The organism is Enterobacter sp. KBR-315C3_2022, from assembly GCF_041399425.1.
Lineage (GTDB): Bacteria > Pseudomonadota > Gammaproteobacteria > Enterobacterales > Enterobacteriaceae > Enterobacter.
Genome location: NZ_JBGKEB010000001.1, coordinates 435,310 through 452,041 on the forward strand (window position 1 = coordinate 435,310; position 16,732 = coordinate 452,041).

General features: G+C 55.4%; 17 protein-coding genes. 15 read left to right on the forward strand and 2 right to left on the reverse strand.

What is annotated here, in order from left to right:
- Window positions 1-17: 17 nt before the first annotated feature.
- Window positions 18-1,010, reverse strand: coding sequence for a phage shock protein operon transcriptional activator (gene pspF / locus AB8804_RS02210; RefSeq protein ID WP_371182551.1), 993 nt, complete (start codon window positions 1,008-1,010; stop codon window positions 18-20).
- Between the two features lie 152 nt (window positions 1,011-1,162).
- Here pspF and pspA point away from each other — a divergent pair, with 152 nt between their 5' ends.
- The 15 genes from pspA to AB8804_RS02285 all read left to right on the forward strand — a co-directional run bounded on the left by pspA (window position 1,163) and on the right by AB8804_RS02285 (window position 15,589).
- Complete coding sequence (pspA, locus tag AB8804_RS02215) at window positions 1,163-1,831, forward strand: phage shock protein PspA (protein WP_371182553.1); 669 nt, start codon at window positions 1,163-1,165, stop codon at window positions 1,829-1,831.
- Between the two features lie 48 nt (window positions 1,832-1,879).
- Window positions 1,880-2,104, forward strand: a complete 225-nt coding sequence (gene pspB, locus AB8804_RS02220; RefSeq protein ID WP_112011697.1) for an envelope stress response membrane protein PspB — start codon at window positions 1,880-1,882, stop codon at window positions 2,102-2,104.
- Entirely contained in the window at window positions 2,104-2,463 is a 360-nt protein-coding gene (pspC, locus tag AB8804_RS02225) for an envelope stress response membrane protein PspC (RefSeq protein WP_371182556.1), read from the forward strand. Before pspB ends, pspC begins: the two co-directional genes overlap by 1 nt.
- A gap of 12 nt (window positions 2,464-2,475) precedes the next feature.
- Complete coding sequence (gene pspD / locus AB8804_RS02230; protein ID WP_371182558.1) at window positions 2,476-2,697, forward strand: phage shock protein PspD; 222 nt, start codon at window positions 2,476-2,478, stop codon at window positions 2,695-2,697.
- 198 nt (window positions 2,698-2,895) lie between these two features.
- Window positions 2,896-4,593, forward strand: coding sequence for a sugar phosphorylase (locus tag AB8804_RS02235; RefSeq protein WP_371182560.1), 1,698 nt, complete (start codon window positions 2,896-2,898; stop codon window positions 4,591-4,593).
- A gap of 15 nt (window positions 4,594-4,608) precedes the next feature.
- The gene (locus AB8804_RS02240; protein WP_371182562.1) at window positions 4,609-5,901 is read left to right on the forward strand and encodes an ABC transporter substrate-binding protein; all 1,293 of its coding nucleotides are present in this window, start codon (window positions 4,609-4,611) and stop codon (window positions 5,899-5,901) included.
- A 22-nt stretch (window positions 5,902-5,923) separates the two neighbouring features.
- Complete coding sequence (locus tag AB8804_RS02245) at window positions 5,924-6,805, forward strand: carbohydrate ABC transporter permease (RefSeq protein ID WP_371182564.1); 882 nt, start codon at window positions 5,924-5,926, stop codon at window positions 6,803-6,805.
- Window positions 6,792-7,634 (forward strand): carbohydrate ABC transporter permease, encoded by an 843-nt coding sequence (locus AB8804_RS02250; protein ID WP_112011703.1) that lies wholly within the window; start codon window positions 6,792-6,794, stop codon window positions 7,632-7,634. The genes AB8804_RS02245 and AB8804_RS02250 overlap by 14 nt, the downstream gene beginning before the upstream one ends.
- Before the next feature lie 27 nt (window positions 7,635-7,661).
- Window positions 7,662-8,714, forward strand: a complete 1,053-nt coding sequence (locus AB8804_RS02255; RefSeq protein ID WP_371182567.1) for a zinc-binding alcohol dehydrogenase — start codon at window positions 7,662-7,664, stop codon at window positions 8,712-8,714.
- A 17-nt stretch (window positions 8,715-8,731) separates the two neighbouring features.
- The gene (locus AB8804_RS02260; RefSeq protein WP_371182570.1) at window positions 8,732-9,520 is read left to right on the forward strand and encodes a sugar phosphate isomerase/epimerase family protein; all 789 of its coding nucleotides are present in this window, start codon (window positions 8,732-8,734) and stop codon (window positions 9,518-9,520) included.
- 11 nt (window positions 9,521-9,531) lie between these two features.
- Entirely contained in the window at window positions 9,532-10,590 is a 1,059-nt protein-coding gene (locus AB8804_RS02265; protein ID WP_371182572.1) for a Gfo/Idh/MocA family protein, read from the forward strand.
- Window positions 10,584-12,863 (forward strand): glycoside hydrolase family 65 protein, encoded by a 2,280-nt coding sequence (locus AB8804_RS02270; protein ID WP_371182574.1) that lies wholly within the window; start codon window positions 10,584-10,586, stop codon window positions 12,861-12,863. The genes AB8804_RS02265 and AB8804_RS02270 overlap by 7 nt, the downstream gene beginning before the upstream one ends.
- On the forward strand, window positions 12,853-13,533 hold the full coding sequence (pgmB, locus tag AB8804_RS02275) for a beta-phosphoglucomutase (protein ID WP_371182577.1): 681 nt from the start codon (window positions 12,853-12,855) through the stop codon (window positions 13,531-13,533). Before AB8804_RS02270 ends, pgmB begins: the two co-directional genes overlap by 11 nt.
- Window positions 13,534-14,613 carry an ABC transporter ATP-binding protein gene (locus AB8804_RS02280; RefSeq protein WP_371182579.1) on the forward strand — a complete coding sequence of 360 codons (1,080 nt, stop codon included), beginning with the start codon at window positions 13,534-13,536 and terminating at the stop codon, window positions 14,611-14,613.
- A gap of 61 nt (window positions 14,614-14,674) precedes the next feature.
- Complete coding sequence (locus AB8804_RS02285; RefSeq protein WP_371182581.1) at window positions 14,675-15,589, forward strand: OmpG family monomeric porin; 915 nt, start codon at window positions 14,675-14,677, stop codon at window positions 15,587-15,589.
- Between the two features lie 33 nt (window positions 15,590-15,622).
- On the opposite strand, the gene AB8804_RS02290 is transcribed toward AB8804_RS02285, so the two are convergent.
- A complete protein-coding gene (locus tag AB8804_RS02290) occupies window positions 15,623-16,633 on the reverse strand; it encodes a LacI family DNA-binding transcriptional regulator (protein WP_371182583.1) in 1,011 nt (336 codons plus the stop codon).
- Between the last annotated feature and the right edge of the window lie 99 nt (window positions 16,634-16,732).

Below are 16,732 nucleotides of genomic sequence, written 5' to 3' on the forward strand. Positions count from 1 at the left end.
GGTAAGTGCTGATTATGTCAGCGCATTTGATGTTTTTTGAGCAATGCTCTTAATTGATGGTAGGTCAGGCCCAGCAGTTCAGCCGCCCGCTTCTGGTTATATTTTGCCTCCCTGAGGCTCTGCTCCAGAAGCTGCTGCTCCTGCTGGTGCTGAAACTGGCGCAAATCCAGCGGAAGCGCAGGGGCATCGGGCGTCGCCGCGGTTTCCTGAACGGGCTGCGGCTCGCGCCTGAAGGGATCGATAATAATGTTATCCAGCTCGGTTTCGCTGCTGGCGTGGCGATAGACCGAGCGTTCAACCACGTTTTTCAGCTCGCGGATATTGCCCGGCCAGCGATAGGCGAGGAGCGTTTCGGTGGCGTAATCGCTGAAGCCGGGAAAAAGCGGCATGCCCAGCTCGCGGCACATCTGAATGGCAAACTGTTCGGCAAGCAGCATGATGTCGCTTTGGCGCTCGCGCAGGGGAGGTAACTGCACAACGTCAAACGCCAGGCGATCGAGGAGATCGGCACGGAACGTATTTTCCGCCACCATCTCCGGCAAATCGGCGTTGGTGGCGCAAACCAGGCGCACGTTGACCTGCAAAGGCTGGCTTCCGCCCACGCGCTCCAGCTCGCCGTATTCAATGACGCGCAGCAGCTTTTCCTGCACCAGCATCGGCGCGGTCGCCAGCTCGTCGAGGAAAAGCGTGCCGCCGTCGGCGCGTTCAAACCGACCCGGATGGCGCTTTTGCGCGCCGGTAAAGGCGCCAGCCTCATGGCCGAAAAGCTCGGTATCCAGCAGGTTTTCATTCAGCGCGGCGCAGTTAAGCGAGATGAAGGGGCCGTCCCAGCGCCCGGATAAAAAGTGAAGCCGGTTGGCAATCAGCTCTTTACCGGTGCCGCGCTCGCCAATAATCAGCACCGGCTTGTTCAGCGGCGCTAGCCTTGAAACCTGCTCCAGCACCTCGAGAAAGCTATTGGCTTCGCCCAGAAGGTTATCTTTGTATTCTGCCATGATGAAATTAACCACTCCATAGTGATATTCACCAGGTGAATGTAGAGCGCCAGCGGCAATAAATCAACCTCTGGTAATAAAATCAATAAGATAAAAAGTTGGCACGGAGATTGTATTAACTATCCAGCAGGGCATCGCCCGATAACAGAAATTATGAGGACTGAATTATGGGTATTTTTTCTCGTTTTGCCGACATCGTGAACGCCAACATCAACTCGCTGCTGGAGAAAGCGGAAGATCCGCAGAAGCTGGTACGCCTGATGATTCAGGAAATGGAAGATACGCTGGTTGAAGTACGTTCAACCTCTGCCCGCGCGCTGGCTGAGAAAAAACAGCTCACCCGCCGCATCGAGCAGGCCACCGCCCAGCTCGAAGAGTGGCAGGAGAAAGCCGAACTGGCGCTGCGTAAGGACAAAGACGATCTGGCGCGCGCCGCGCTGATTGAAAAACAGAAGCTGGCGGACATGGTTTCCACGCTGGAGCATGAGGTCACGCTGGTCGATGATACGCTGACCCGCATGAAGAAAGAGATCGGCGAGCTGGAGAACAAGCTTAGCGAAACCCGCGCTCGCCAGCAGGCGCTCACGCTGCGCCACCAGGCTGCCAGCTCTTCCCGCGACGTGCGCCGCCAGCTCGACAGTGGCAAGCTGGACGAAGCCATGGCGCGCTTTGAATCCTTCGAGCGCCGCATCGATCAGATGGAAGCGGAAGCAGAAAGCCACGGTATCGGCAAGCAAAAAACGCTGGATCAGCAGTTTGCCGACCTGAAAGCGGATGATGAAATCAGCGAACAGCTGGCCGCGCTGAAAGCCAAAATGAAGCAAGACAACCAATAATAATTTGAGCGGCACCTCAGGTGCCGCATCGCAAGACAAGGAGTACACATGAGCGCGCTTTTTCTGGCTATTCCCCTGACCATCTTCGTGCTGTTCGTTTTGCCGATCTGGTTATGGCTGCACTACAGCAACCGGTCCGCACGCGGCGATCTTTCGCAAAGTGAACAACAGCGTTTGGTGCAGCTGTCCGATGAAGCAAAAAAAATGCGCGAACGCATTCAGGCGCTGGAAGCCATCCTGGATGCGGAACACCCGAACTGGAGGGACCGCTAATGGCTGGACTCACTCTGAATAAAAAGCTGTGGCGTATCCCGCAGCAGGGCATGGTCCGCGGCGTGTGCGCCGGGCTTGCTCACTATCTGGACGTGCCGGTAAAGCTGGTGCGCGTCGTGACGGTGCTGTCGATTTTCTTCGGCCTGGCCTTTTTCACGCTGGTGGCATACGTGGTTCTGTCCTTTGTGCTCGACCCTATGCCTGATGGCGAACTGGACGCCGAAGGGAAGCCAACCAGCAGCGATCTGCTGAATGCCGTAGACGCGGAGCTGGCCGCAGGGGAGAGCCGCCTGCGGGAGATGGAACGTTACGTCACGTCCGACACCTTTACGCTGAGAAGCCGTTTCCGTCAGCTTTAAGAGAGGATGCAAATGAAAAAACACTGGCAACAGGCCGGTCAGAAGGTAAAACCCGGCCTGAAAATCGCAGGTAAACTGGTCCTGCTGACGGCATTGCGCTATGGCCCTGCTGGCGTAGCGGGCTGGGCGATAAAATCTGTTGCCCGTAAGCCGGTCAGAATGCTGCTGGCCGTTGCGCTGGAGCCGATGCTGCAGAAGCTGGCAAAACGCGTTTCACGCCGCTATATGTCCTAAACCCTCTTTATCCGGCAGGCGTTCCCCTTGCTTTACGCAAGCGCCTGCTGGCTCCGCTTTTTTTCACCCCGACTAACCTTTCTTTGCGGCAGCTCACATTAATGATTTGCACTGCGTTGCAATAGTCTTTTTCTTTCCTCAGGTCCGTTGACAGATAATTTTCGTGGGAGTAGATTGCCACTTCGTGGGACCGCTACCATGGAAAACATTGTGAACGATAAAATTAATGGATTATTAGATCTTGTTTACGGCGAAAGCTTTTCTGGAACGCATCGCAGCGTGCTGTTCGAGAAAATAGATAAAGCCTGCTCTGTAATTAGTGAGGATCGTAAAACAGGCTGGGATGAAAAAGACGTTGTCCTGATAACCTATGCCGATCAATTTTCCCGTGAAGGGGAGAAGGCGCTGCCTGTTTTCACGCGCTTTTATAATAAATGGCTTTCAGGCTCTTTTTCGCACGTCCATCTTCTGCCATTTTACCCGTGGTCTTCTGACGACGGATTTTCAGTTGTTGATTATCACCAGGTCGCTCCAGAAACCGGAACATGGCAGGATGTTGCCGAATTAAAATGTTCTGCAAGCCTGATGTTTGATTTTGTCTGTAATCACATGTCGGCGAAAAGCGAATGGTTTCGTCATTATCTTGAACAGAAGCCAGGCTATGACGATTTCTTTATTGCCGTGGATCCTGAAACGGACCTATCAGCGGTGACGCGTCCGCGTGCTTTGCCGCTTTTGACGCCGTTCACGCTCCGTGATGGCAGCACCAGACACCTCTGGACCACCTTCAGCGAAGACCAGATTGACCTGAACTTTGCCTCTCCCAACGTGCTGATTGCGATGGTGGACGTGCTGCTGCACTACCTGATGGAAGGGGCGCGATACGTTCGTCTGGATGCCGTTGGTTTCATGTGGAAAATACCCGGCACGAGCTGCATCCATCTTGAACAAACGCATCGCCTTATTCAGCTTTTCCGCGCCATTACCGACAGGGTTGCGCCGGGTACGGTCATTATCACAGAGACGAATGTTCCGCATAAGGACAACGTTTCCTACTTTGGCGACGGCAAAAATGAAGCGCAGATGGTGTATCAGTTTTCGCTGCCGCCGCTGGTGATGCACGCGGTTCACCGTCAGGATGTTCAGGCTCTGGCGCGCTGGGCGTCGTCGCTGTCGCTGCCGTCAGCCGAGACCACATGGTTTAACTTCCTTGCCTCGCACGATGGCATTGGCCTTAACCCGCTGCGCGGCATTTTGCCCGAGTCAGATATTCTGGCGCTGGTAGAACAGCTCCAGCAGGAAGGGGCGCTGGTTAACTGGAAAAATAACCCTGACGGTACGCGAAGCCCTTATGAAATTAATGTGACCTATCTGGATGCATTAAGCCCTCGCGACGGTGAAGATCAACAGCGCATTGCCCGATTTATATTAGCCCATGCCGTACTCCTGAGCTTCCCCGGCGTGCCGGCAGTTTATATTCAGAGCATTCTCGGTTCGCGTAATGATTATGACGGCGTTGAGCGCTTGGGATATAACCGCGCCATCAATCGGAAAAAATTTAAAGCAGGTGAGGTGGATGCTCAGCTGGAAAATAGTGAAACGCTACGCCACAAGATTTATAAACGCTTAACTGAACTTATTGCCATTCGTCGTAAAGAGAAAGCATTCCATCCTGCGAGCAGGGCAGAGTTTGATGTGGTGAATAAATGTATTCTGAAAATTACGCGCACCGCTGGCGATGGCGAACGTATTACAGGGCTGTTTAATTTCAGTAATAACGCGCAATCCCTGCTTTCAAATACACACTGTGGCCGGGAATTATTGACTCAACATATTATTAAAGGCACGGCACTTACCCTAAATCCATGGCAGGTTATGTGGATTAAAGAAAACTAAAAAAGGACCTACAAAATGAAGATACCCAGAATTGTGCTGTTATCAGCACTGGTTTCGTGCGCCCTGATATCGGGCTGCAAGGACGATAAATCGTCATCGGTCACCATCGAATTTATGCATTCCTCGGTGGAGCAGGAACGCCAGGCGGTCATTACGAAACTCATTGAAAAATTCGAGCAAGAAAATCCCGGCATTACCGTAAAACAGGTTCCGGTTGAAGAAGATGCCTATAACACCAAGGTGATTACGCTGGCCCGCACCGGCGCGCTGCCGGAGATTATTGAAATTAGCCATGACTACGCAAAGGTGATGGATAAAGAGCATTTGCTCGACCGCGAGGCGATCGGTGAAGCCGTTAAGGCCGTCGGGGAAAAGACCTTTTATGACGGCATCTTACGCGTGGTTCGCACGGAAGATGGCTCCGCGTGGACCGGCGTACCGATAAGCGCATGGCTTTCAGGCGTTTGGTATCACAAAGATGCGCTGGCCGCAGCTGGCATCGAGGAGCCGCACAACTGGGAGCAGCTGCTTAAAGCCAGCCAGGCGCTTAACGATCCCGCTAAAAAGCACTACGGCATTGCGCTGCCAACGGCGGAAAGCGTCATGACGGAGCAGGCGTTTTCTCAGTTTGCGCTCTCGGGCGGGGCGAACGTCTTTGATGCACAGGGCAACGTACAGATTGATACCCCAGCCATGTCAAAAGCGCTGGCGTTTTATAAAAATCTGGCGGCGACGACCATGCCGGGCTCTAACGACGTCATGGAAATAAAAGACGCCTTTATGAACGATTCTGCGCCAATGGCGGTTTACTCCACCTACATTTTGCCTGCCGTCTTTAGCGAAGGAAATCCGGCCAATCTGGGCTTTGTTGTCCCCACCGAACGGTCCTCCGCGGTCTATGGCATGGTGACGTCCCTCACCATTACCGCGGGTCAAACGGAGGAGGAGACCGCCGCGGCGAAGAAGTTTGTCGTCTGGATGGAGCAGGCACAAAACGCCACTGACTGGGTCATGATGTCGCCCGGTGCCGCGCTGCCGGTCAATAAACTCGTCGTCGGAACCGACACCTGGAAATCAAACAAGGTCATTCAGGCCTTTGGCCAACTTCCCTATGAGCTGATCGCCCAGTTCCCGAACCTGCAGGTGTTCGGTGCCGTAGGCGATAAAAACTTCACGCGCATGGGAGACGTAACGGGCTCCGGCATCATCAGCTCGATGGTGCATAACGTTACGGTCGGTAAACAAGATCTCAGCGCAACCTTGAGCAGTAGCCAGAAGCGTCTGAGCGATCTCATTTCACAACAATAGGAGCGCTCTGCGGAAGGGAATTATGAAGACGTTGTTTTCTGGTCGTTCAGATATGCCTTTCGCCATGCTGCTGCTGGCCCCCAGCCTGCTTTTGCTGGGGGGCCTGGTGGCCTGGCCGATGATTTCCAACATTGAAATTAGTTTCTTACGCCTGCCGCTCAACCCGCGCATTGATGCGGTGTTTGTCGGTCTGGATAACTACATCCGCATTCTCGGAGACGCGGCGTTCTGGCACTCCCTGTGGATGACGTTCTGGTACACCGCGCTGGTGGTACTGGGCAGCACGGGGCTGGGGCTGGCTGTAGCCATCTTCTTTAACCGCGAGTTTCGCCTGCGCAAAACCGCGCGGTCGCTGGTGATTTTGTCCTACGTCACGCCGTCGATCTCGCTGGTGTTTGCATGGAAATACATGTTCAACAACGGCTACGGGATTGTGAACTATCTGGGCGTCGATCTCTTGCATCTGTATGACCAGGCGCCGCTGTGGTTCGACAACCCGGGCAGCAGTTTTGTCCTGGTGGTGCTGTTCGCTATCTGGCGCTACTTCCCCTACGCCTTCATCTCCTTTTTGGCGATTCTGCAAACGGTTGATAAATCGCTGTATGAGGCCGCCGAGATGGACGGGGCAAACGCCTGGCAGCGTTTTCGGATCGTCACGCTGCCCGCCATTATGCCGGTGCTGGCAACGGTCGTGACGCTCAGGACGATCTGGATGTTCTACATGTTCGCAGACGTTTATCTGCTGACAACCAAGGTCGATATTTTGGGCGTCTATCTCTATAAAACGGCCTTTGCGTTCAATGACCTGGGCAAAGCGGCCGCGATATCCGTCGTTCTGTTTGTGATTATTTTCGCCGTCATTCTGCTGACCAGAAAAAGGGTAAACCTCAATGGCAACAAATAAACGCGTACTGAGCCGTATTGGTTTTTATCTCGGGCTGGCCGTGTTCCTGATTATCACGCTGTTCCCGTTCTTCGTGATGCTGATGACCTCGTTCAAGAGCGCGAAGGAGGCCATTTCGCTGCACCCAACGATTCTGCCGCAGGCGTGGACGTTGCAGCATTACGTCGACATCTTTAATCCGCTGATCTTCCCGTTTGTGGACTATTTCAGAAACAGCATGGTGGTTTCGCTCACGTCGTCAGTGATAGCGGTTTTCCTCGGCACGCTGGGGGCATACGCCTTATCCAAGCTGCGCTTTAAGGGCCGCACCACCATTAACGCGAGTTTCTATACCGTTTACATGTTTTCCGGGATTTTGCTGGTCGTGCCGCTGTTCAAAATCATCACGGCACTGGGGCTGTACGACACGGAGCTGGCGCTGATCGTCACCATGGTGACCCAGACGCTGCCAACCTCGGTATTCATGCTGCGAAGCTATTTCGACACCATCCCGGATGAGATCGAAGAGGCGGCAATGATGGATGGCCTGAATCGCCTGCAGATCATCTTCCGCATTACGGTGCCGCTGGCGATATCCGGTCTGGTGTCGGTCTTTGTCTACTGCTTCATGGTGGCGTGGAATGACTATCTGTTCGCCTCCATTTTCCTGTCCAGCGCCAGCAACTTCACCCTGCCGGTCGGGCTGAACACGCTCTTTAGCACACCGGATTACATCTGGGGCCGCATGATGGCGGCATCACTGGTGACAGCGCTTCCGGTTGTCATCATGTACGCGCTTTCCGAACGTTTTATTAAAAGTGGTTTGACCGCCGGTGGCGTAAAAGGCTGAGGCGGAGAATTTTAACAAGGAGTTACGATGAAAAAGTTAGTAGCGACAGCCCCTCGCGTAGCGGCGCTGGTGGAGTATGAAGACCGTCCCGTTGCGGCACATGAAGTTAAAATCCATGCCCGTTTCGGCGCGCCGAAGCACGGCACGGAGGTCGTGGATTTTCGTGCGGCCAGCCCATTTATTGATGAAGAGTTTAACGCCGACTGGCAGATGTTTACCCCGCGCGAGGCGGGGGCAGCTCGCGGCATCGAGTTTGGCAAGTTTCAGCTGGGAAATATGATCGTCGGTGAGGTGATCGAATGCGGTGCTGACGTCACCGACTATCAGCTGGGCGATACCGTCTGCTGCTACGGCCCGCTGCAGGAAACGGTGATTGTGAACGCCGTTGATAACTACAAGCTGCGCAAAATGCCGCAGGGCGCGTCCTGGAAAAACGCGGTGTGCTACGACCCGGCGCAGTTCGCCATGAGCGGCGTGCGCGATGCCAACGTGCGGGTAGGGGATTTTGTGGTGGTCGTAGGTCTGGGAGCAATTGGCCAGATCGCGGTTCAGCTGGCGAAAAAAGCCGGAGCCTCCGTGGTCATCGGCGTCGATCCTATCGCCCACCGCTGCGAGATAGCGCGTCGCCATGGCGCTGACCACTGCCTGAACCCCATCGGGACCGACGTCGGTCTGGAAATCAAAAAGCTGACCGGCAAGCAGGGCGCGGACGTGATCATCGAAACCAGCGGCTTCGCCGACGCGCTGCAGTCTGCGCTGCGCGGCCTGGCGTATGGCGGCACGATCTCTTACGTTGCCTTTGCCAAGCCGTTTGCCGAAGGCTTCAACCTGGGTCGCGAAGCCCACTTCAACAACGCGAAGATTGTTTTTTCCCGCGCGTGCAGCGAGCCGAACCCGGACTATCCGCGCTGGAGCCGCAAGCGCATCGAAGAGACCTGCTGGGAGCTGCTGATGAACGGTTACCTCAACTGTGAGGATCTGATCGATCCGGTCGTCACTTTCCAGACCAGCGCGGAAAGCTACATGAAGTACGTGGATCAGCACCCTGAGCTGAGCATCAAAATGGGCGTCACGTTTTAAGCTACGGAGAGCAAACAATGAAAATCGCAACGCAGAACCAGGCCTTTTTCCCGACCACCCTTCTGGAAAAGTTCCAGTACATCAAATCAATGGGATTTGATGGCTATGAAATCGACGGCAAGCTGCTGGTCGAAAACCTCGACGAGGTGAAGGCAGCAATCAACGCAACGGGTTTACCTGTAACAACCGCCTGCGGCGGCTACGATGGATGGATTGGCGACTTCATCGAAGAGCGTCGTCTGAACGGCCTCAAGCAGATCGAACGCATCCTGGAAGCGCTTGCCGAAGTCGGCGGGAAGGGCATCATCGTGCCCGCCGCGTGGGGAATGTTCACCTTCCGCCTGCCGCCGATGACGTCGCCGCGCAGCCTGGAAGGGGATCGCAACGCGGTCAGCGCGTCCTTGCGCTGGCTTGATGAGGTGGCCGCGCGCACGGGAACGACCGTGTTCCTTGAGCCGCTGAACCGCTATCAGGATCACATGATCAACACCCTGGCTGACGCGCGTCGTTACATTGAAGAGAACGCGCTGAATAACGTGCAGATCATCGGCGATTTCTACCACATGAACATTGAAGAAGACTCGCTGACGGATGCGCTGCATCTTAACCGCGATCTGCTCGGCCACGTGCATATTGCCGATAATCACCGCTACCAGCCGGGAAGCGGAAGCCTGGATTTTGCCACGCTTTTCGACCAGCTTCGCGCGGATAACTATCAGGGGTATGTGGTCTATGAGTGCCGCGTTCGCGCAGACGATCCGGCTCAGGCCTATCGGGATTCGTTGGCGTACCTGCGTGAATGCTAAGGATGACAAGCGTGATGAGTGCTTCAACCTCTTCTCCTTTGCGCGTTGCCATCATCGGTGCCGGGCAGGTAGCAGACAAAGTGCATGCATCGTATTACGCCACGCGCAGTGATGTTCAGATGGTGGCCGTCATGGACAGCCGCCCTGAACAGGCTCAGGCGTTTGCTGAACGTCATGCCATTGCGTCCGCATGGCAGGACGTTCGCGAAATGTTGCATGCGGTGAAACCCGATATCGTGAGCGTGTGTTCCCCCAACCGTTTTCACTTTGAACACGCGCTGGCGGCGCTTGAGGCGGGGTGTCACGTTATGTGTGAGAAGCCGCCTGCCATGACGCCGCAGGAGGCCGATCTGATGCGCATGGCGGCCCGCAGGGCGGGAAAGGTGCTGGCCTATGATTTCCACCACCGTTTTGCGCTGGATACGCAGCTGCTGCGTGAGGCCGTCATGAACGGAACCTTTGGTGAAATCTACTTCACAACGGCGCAGGCGCTGCGCCGCTGCGGCGTCCCCGGCTGGGGCGTATTCACCAATAAATCCCTCCAGGGCGGCGGGCCGCTGATTGACATCGGCATTCACATGCTGGATGCCGCGATGTACGTGCTGGGCTTTCCGGCCGTTAAGCGAGTGACGGCGCACAGCTTCCAGCGGCTCGGCAACCGCAAAAGCAGCGGCCAGTTTGGCGAGTGGGACCCGGCGCAGTTTACCGTGGAGGATGCGCTGTTTGGCACGATTGAGTTCTGCAACGGCGGCATTCTGCGCCTGGACACCTCCTTTGCCCTCAACATTCGTGAGCAGTCGATTATGAACGTGTCGTTTTGCGGAGAAAAAGCCGGCGCCACGCTGTTTCCGGCGCAGATTTACGCTGACGAGGGCGGCGAATTGCACACGCTTTTAGCGCGCGAAGAGGCCGATGACCAGCGTCATTTGCGCAGCATGGACGCGTTTGTCCGCCACGTCATGGGCGAGCCGGTCACGATCGCCGATGCTGAACAGGGGCTGGTTATCCAGCAGTTAGTGGCTGCGCTGTACGAGGCGGCAGAGAAAGGAGAAAGCGTGACGCTATGCTGAACCTGTCTGTATTAACCGATCCGGCTTTTTGCCCGCACAGCCTGAACAAATTTGCCTCCGTGATGGCCTGCGGTAATGGCTACATGGGGATCCGCGCCGCGCACGAGGAAGACTACACCCAGCAAACGCGGGGGATGTATCTTGCCGGGCTGTATCATCGCGCCGGGCGCAACGAGACAAGCGAGCTGGTTAACCTGCCGGACGTGATGGGCGTGGATATCGAACTGGACGGCAATCCGTTCTCGCTGATATCCGGAGAGTGCCTGAGCTGGCAGCGAGAGCTGGCTTTTGCCAACGGCGAGCTGACCCGCAGCGTGGTCTGGCGTACCCCCGCGGGGAAACGCTACCGCCTGGAGAGCCGACGCTTTGTATCGTTAGATCAGCTGCCGCTTACCGCGCTACGGCTCAGCATCACGCCTCTGGATGAGGCAGGGCAGATCGTGCTGAAAACCGGCATTGATGCAACGCAAACCAACAGCGGCAGGCAACACCTTGATGAAGCGTCCGTGAGGGTGTTCGACGAACGCGTCATGCAGGGGATGTATGAAACGCAGGACCGCACGTCTGAGGTGGTCATAACCGCAAGCTGCCGCCTGTCGATGCGCAGCTACAGCTGCTTTACGGCGAAAAACCGCCAGATCCTTAGCCATCACGCGCTTAGCGTGGCAGAAGGTGACACTGTAACGCTTGAGAAGGTGATTTGGGTCGCGCATCGCCGGGACAGAGCGCTTTCGCAGGCCTCTTTTGCCCGTAACGCGCTGGCCGATCTCAACGCCTGCGCCGCCAGGGGTTACGCCTCTCTGCTGGAAAGCTCGGCGAGTGCGTGGGAAAGCGTCTGGCGTGATTGCCGCCTGACGGTGACGTCCTCGGATCCTGAGGATCAAATGGCGATGGATTATGCCGTCTGGCATCTGACGACCATGACGCCTGCACATGACGAACGCAGCAGCATTGCGGCAAAAGGGCTGACCGGAGAAGGGTATAAAGGGCACGTCTTCTGGGACACCGAAATTTTCCTCCTGCCTTTCCACCTCTTTACCCGGCCTGAGGTCGCGCGCGGCCTGCTGCGATACCGCTGGCTCAATCTTTCCGGCGCGCGGGAGAAGGCACGCCGCAACGGCTGGCCTGGCGCGCTGTTCCCGTGGGAAAGCGCCGCCAGCGGGCAGGAAGAAACGCCGGAGTTTGCGGCTATCAATATTCGCACCGGCATGCGGCAGAAGGTCGCTTCCGCGCTGGCGGAACACCACATCGTGGCGGATATCGCGTGGGCCGTGGTGGCCTACTGGCAGGCGACGCAGGATGACGCCTTTATGCGCAATGAAGGGCTGACGCTCCTTGTCGAAACCGCCACCTTCTGGATGGGGCGCGCGACCGAGGTGAACGGTCGGCTGGAAATTCATGACGTGATTGGACCGGACGAATACACCGAGCACGTTAATAACAACGCCTACACCAATTATCTCGCCTGGCACAACGTGGCGAGCGCGGTGGCGTTTATGGCGAAATTCGGACGTGAAGACCCGGTATTTTCGCACAACGCCGCGCAGTTCCTGACGCGCCTGTGGCTCCCGGCGGCCGATGCGGAGGGCGTGATCCCGCAGGATGACACCTTCCTGTCCAAACCGTCTATCGATCTGAGCCGCTATAAGGCGCATGCGGGTAAGCAAACCATCCTGCTGGACTATTCCCGCGCGGAGGTCAATGAGATGCAAATCCTCAAACAGGCGGACGTTGTAATGCTTAACTACCTGCTGCCGGAGCGGTTTACGCGCGAGCAGTGCGCGGCCAACCTGGCGTTCTACGAGCCGCGCACAATTCATGATTCGTCTCTCAGCAAAGCCATTCACGGCATTGTGGCCGCCCGCTGCGGCGACACTACCAGCGCTTACGCCTTCTGGCGGGATGGCGTTGCCATTGATTTAGGCAGCGATCCGCACAGCAGCGATGAGGGCATCCACGCCGCGGCGACGGGCGCCATCTGGTCCGGCGTGGTTCAGGGCTTTGCCGGGCTGCAGATAATGGAGGGCGAGCTGCATCTCGCGCCCAGGCTTCCCGCGCACTGGCAGACGCTCGCATTTCCTTTGCGCTGGCGAAACGCGCGCATGCACATTGCCTTTGACGGCGATGCTTTGACCCTCGTTACGTCAGAGCCCGTCACGCTCACGCTCTGGGGTAAACGCGTGAGCGTAAGCGGGCAGCACATTTTCTTATCTGCGGACTTTCTGACGCTTGTTAATGGGACCGCTACCACGGGAGGTGGCTATGATGCTTAAAGCGGTGATATTCGATTTAGACGGGGTGATTACCGACACCGCGCACCTTCACTTTCTCGCGTGGCGAAGCGTAGCGGAAGAGATTGGAATTACCATCGACGAGGCCTTCAACGACGAGCTGAAGGGCATTAGCCGTATGGAATCTCTCCAGCGCATTCTTCGACACGGCGGTAAAGAAGGGGCGTTTAGCGACAAACAGTGCCTGGCGCTGGCGGGTAAGAAAAATACGCGCTATGTCCAGTCTCTGGCCTCGTTGACCGAGGCGTCGATGCTGCCGGGCATCCGCGAGCTGCTGGCAGAGATCCGTAGAGCGAAAGTGAAAACGGGTCTGGCGTCGGTATCCCTCAACGCGCCGGGCATTCTGCACGCGCTGGGGATTGCTACCGCATTCGATTTTTGCGCCGACGCCTCGCGCATTATCTGCTCGAAACCCGATCCGGAAATTTTCCTGGCGGCCTGCGAAGGGCTACACGTTCGTCCTCAAGAGGCAATAGGCATTGAAGATGCCGCGGCGGGCGTTGAGGCGATCAATGCGGCTGGCATGCTATCCGTGGGGATTGGGCCTGGCCTGGACCGCGCGGCGCTGCAGCTTCGCTCCACGCGCGAACTGACGTGGAACCGCCTGACGGACTTCTGGACCTCCCGGACCGTATCGATAAGGAACTCATAAATGGCTCAACTTTCTCTAAAACATATCCAGAAAATCTACGATAACCAGGTCCACGTGGTGAAGGACTTTAACCTGAAAATTGAGGACAAGGAGTTTATCGTTTTTGTGGGGCCGTCAGGCTGCGGCAAATCGACGACGCTGCGCATGATTGCCGGGCTGGAGGAGATCAGCGCGGGCGAGCTGGTGATTGACGGCGTGTGCATGAACGACGTGCCCGCAAAGGCTCGCGATATCGCCATGGTCTTCCAGAACTATGCGCTGTATCCGCATATGACGGTCTACGACAACATGGCGTTTGGCCTCAAGATGCAAAAAATCGCGCCTTCGATCATCGAAGAGCGGGTGAGCTGGGCGGCGCAGATCCTGGGGCTGAGGGAGTACTTGAAGCGTAAACCCGGCGCGCTCTCCGGCGGACAGCGTCAGCGCGTGGCGCTGGGCCGCGCGATCGTGCGCGAGGCTGGGGTGTTTCTGATGGATGAACCGCTGTCGAACCTCGATGCAAAGCTTCGCGTTCAGATGCGGGCCGAGATCAGCAAGCTGCACCAGAAGCTGAACACCACCATGATTTACGTCACCCACGATCAGACCGAAGCCATGACCATGGCAACCCGTATCGTGATCCTCAAGGATGGCATTATCCAGCAGGTGGGCGCGCCGAAGCAGGTTTATAACGAGCCGGCAAACATGTTCGTGGCCGGGTTTATCGGATCGCCAGCGATGAATTTCATTCGCGGCGCGATTGACGATCGGTATTTTGTGACGGAAACGCTGCGTCTGGAAATTCCTGACGCTCTGCTTGCCGCGCTGAATGCGCAGGGCTATCAGCGTAAAGCCATCGTGTTTGGCATTCGCCCCGAAGATATTGTGACCGCTGAACGTAGCGGCGGCACGGAGGCAAAGGTGAGCGTGGCGGAGCTAACCGGAGCCGAGTTTATGCTCTATGCCACCGTCGGCGGACACGAGCTGGTCGTTCGCGCGAGTGCCGCAAATGATTACGCCGCCGGAGATAATATTGCTATTCAATTCGATATGAATAAATGCCATTTCTTTGATGCAGAAACGGAAGCGGCTATTCGATAAGTGTTGTACGCCGGAATCTATTTCCGGCTTTTTTGTTTGTTTAATTTTAAAGGAATAACTTATGAGTACTCTACTAAAAAGTGCTGCGCTTTGTTTATGCGCAGGGGTTAGCTGTGCGCAGGCGAGCGAAACAGAAAATCAGTGGGCGTTTAATATTGGCGCCATGTATGAAATTGAAAACGTCGAAGGGCAAGCCGACGATAAGGACGGGTTATATGAGCCTTCCGTCTGGTTTAACGCCACCTGGGATGCGTGGACGATCTCTCTGGCGATGTATCAGGAAGGCCCCGTGGATTATAGCAGCATGACTCGCGGCACCTATTTTGATCGTCCTGAGGTTGAACTACGCTATCGCTTTATCGGCACAGATGATTTCACGCTGGGGCTGACCGGCGGTTTCCGTAACTATGGCTACCATTTTAAAGATGAGCAGGGCGCTAAAGACGGCACGGCTAATATGCAGCGCTATAAAATCCAGCCCGACTGGGATATTAAACTTGCGGATGACTGGCGCTTTGGCGGCTGGTTCGCCATGTATCAGTTTGCCAACGATCTTGAAAAAACCGGGTATTCCGACAGCCGCGTCGAAACTGAAACAGGATTTACGTGGTCTATTAACGAAACATTCTCTGCGAAAGTAAATTACTATTTAGAGCGCGGATTCAATATGGATGGTTCGCGTAATAACGGCGAGTTTTCCACCCAGGAAATTCGTGCCTATTTGCCGATTGCGTTGGGCAATACCACGCTCACGCCCTATACGCGGCTTGGCCTGGACCGCTGGTCTAACTGGGACTGGCAGGACGATATTGAACGCGAAGGACATGATTTTAACCGTCTCGGCATGCTGTATGCCTATGACTTCACGAATGGTTTATCCATGACGCTCGAATATGCCTATGAGTGGGAAGACCATGACGAAGGCGACAGCGACCGTTTCCACTACGCGGGCGTTGGCGTTAATTACGCCTTCTAAATGGCAAGCACCAGGGGCATTCAGCCCCTGGTTTTAGCGCAGCGACGGTGAAAGTGAAAAGTGGGTATCGATCAGCACTTTCTGCGGCACCTGGCCGCCTGAAATACGCTTGAAGAGAATATCGCAGCTCTCTTCGCCAAGCCTGCGTATCGGGATCTCAAACCCGGCGGGCGCTGGCGTAAGGATCAGCGACAGCATCGGGTCACCGTATCCGGCAACCGCGAGCTGTTCCGGAATCATCAGATTTAATTCGTCAGCCGCGCGATAAAGGCTGAGAAGCTTCATGCTGTCGGTGGCAAATACGGCGTCCGGCGGGTTAGCGGATGACAGTAAATCACAGGCGGCAGCAAGGGCGCTTTCGTGCGTATAGCCGCCGTCTATAATCCACTCTGGATGAATATCGATATTATGCTTTTCCAGCCCGGCTTTATAACCGGCCAGGCGATCGATAGAGACGTGATAATCCAGCGGCGCGTGCAGGCAGGCTATTTTTCTGTGCCCACGCTGAATAAACGTTTCCGTTAGCGTAAAGCTGTCGCTGAAATTATCGGTGTCGACGGAATAGATATTTTTATAGTCACCTTCAAGTTTACCAATAACCACTACCGGCACGCCGTAAGCGTCCAGGCGGGAAAAAAAGGATTCGTTTGCCGGTGAGCTGAGCATAATGATCCCTTTGATCATCTTTTGCTTAATTTTACTTTCGCATTTAAGCAGGTCGTCTTCATTGCTTTTCGACGTTTGCAATATTACGTCAAACCCTTCCTGCTCCGCTTTTGCGGTAATGGCATGAAGCACGTCGGAGAAAAAGGGATTTCCGGCAGTGGTTTTAGTTGAACGGGTCGAAATGACCATAATGGCATCAAAGCCGGAAGTGGTCAGCGCGCGGGCAAGCTTGTTGGGCTGATAATTTAATTCATCAATGGCCTTAAGCACTTTTTCACGCGCTTCAGGAGATATATTCGTTTGTTTATTCAGCACTCTGGACACGGTTGATTTTGAAACACCAGCAACACGCGCAATATCATAAATGGTGGGTGACATACACCTTACTCGCTCAGGACCGTCAGCTATTTAAAGTCATCTTACTGGAGAAAAAACGGCAATAGCAATAATTATGAATTGATAATCAACGATCTGCCC